The sequence below is a fragment of the Vibrio sp. 03_296 genome, assembly GCF_002265885.1.
Window position 1 is genome coordinate 1 of the sequence record NZ_NPKW01000191.1, and the last position, 1,066, is coordinate 1,066.

A 1,066-nucleotide genomic window follows, 5' to 3' on the forward strand; every position below is an offset into this window, starting at 1 on the left:
TTGGTAATAATCGTAGTAAGACGACAAAATATTGCGACCGCGTTATTTGGGAAAAAACGCTTTCATCTCACCGTAAAGTTGGGCGGCAAGGGTTTTGTTTGGCGCAAGTAGAATTGCAGGACGTTGCGCTTGAGCAATCACATTCGCCAAGGTAAATGTTTTACCGGATCCCGTCACTCCGAGTAAGGTTTGGTGAGCCAAACCAGCATCCAACCCTTCTGTCAGTTGTTTGATCGCCGTTGGTTGATCTCCCGATGGCGCATAGTCAGAAACCAGATCGTAAAGTTTGCTCATTTTTCCTCTCACTACAGCACAACGTAAAAAACTGATATAAATATACACTCCCACCCCTCATAAGAACAGTTGCAATTTAGGCATACAACACAACTTTTAGTCAGCCAAACGAATCAGGCGACAGTGACCACTTTTATTGTTGAAGAGAGTTAACCATTTCATGACATTTTTCTGGCTTATCAATTTCAACTCTGATATCCTCCACCGCCCAATCATTGCTCTATCAGCAAAAAGACGTTTTTGTCATCCACATCTTTTCCCCATTTTTGTTTTTTCGTTCATTCCAGCCTAAATCAAGAAAATTATCCACAAGCTCTATAAATGCCAATTCCTAATAAAAACCTTTCAAATTCAATATTTAAAAAGAAATACCATACTTTAAAATAATTGAGCACTTACTCTAGTTCGTGTCTGTTTTTATTTTGCTCAAGTTTCACTAACACACTTATCCACAAAATTGGTGGATAAGTAAAGGCAGGCCAATAAAGAAAAGGGATGCAGAAAAGTAAAGCACTTTTTTTACAGTTTCTTGGCATTTTGTCTCATTATTATTATTGACACACCCAAACCTGCTGAGTAAGATGCGTCCCGCTTTTAAGCGAAGCAATTCCTCCTTAGCTCAGTCGGTAGAGCGACGGACTGTTAATCCGCAGGTCGCTGGTTCGAGCCCAGCAGGAGGAGCCAAATTCTAAAAACGCACATCTTCGGAATGTGGCCGTTTTTTTATATTTCCCAGCTTAAACATCTCCGACACGGCCTTAAGTCAATCGTT

The 1,066-nt window shown here is 40.5% G+C and carries 1 tRNA gene and 1 pseudogene; one reads left to right on the top strand and one right to left on the bottom strand.

The features are described 5' to 3' along the window. Positions 1–48 precede the first annotated feature (48 nt). Positions 49–294: pseudogene (locus CIK04_RS22820) on the bottom strand (DEAD/DEAH box helicase family protein); the annotation flags it as partial. Between the two features lie 608 nt (positions 295–902). On the opposite strand from CIK04_RS22820, the gene CIK04_RS22825 reads away from it, so the two are divergent. Continuing rightward, positions 903–978 (top strand) — tRNA-Asn (locus CIK04_RS22825). Positions 979–1,066: the final 88 nt, after the last annotated feature.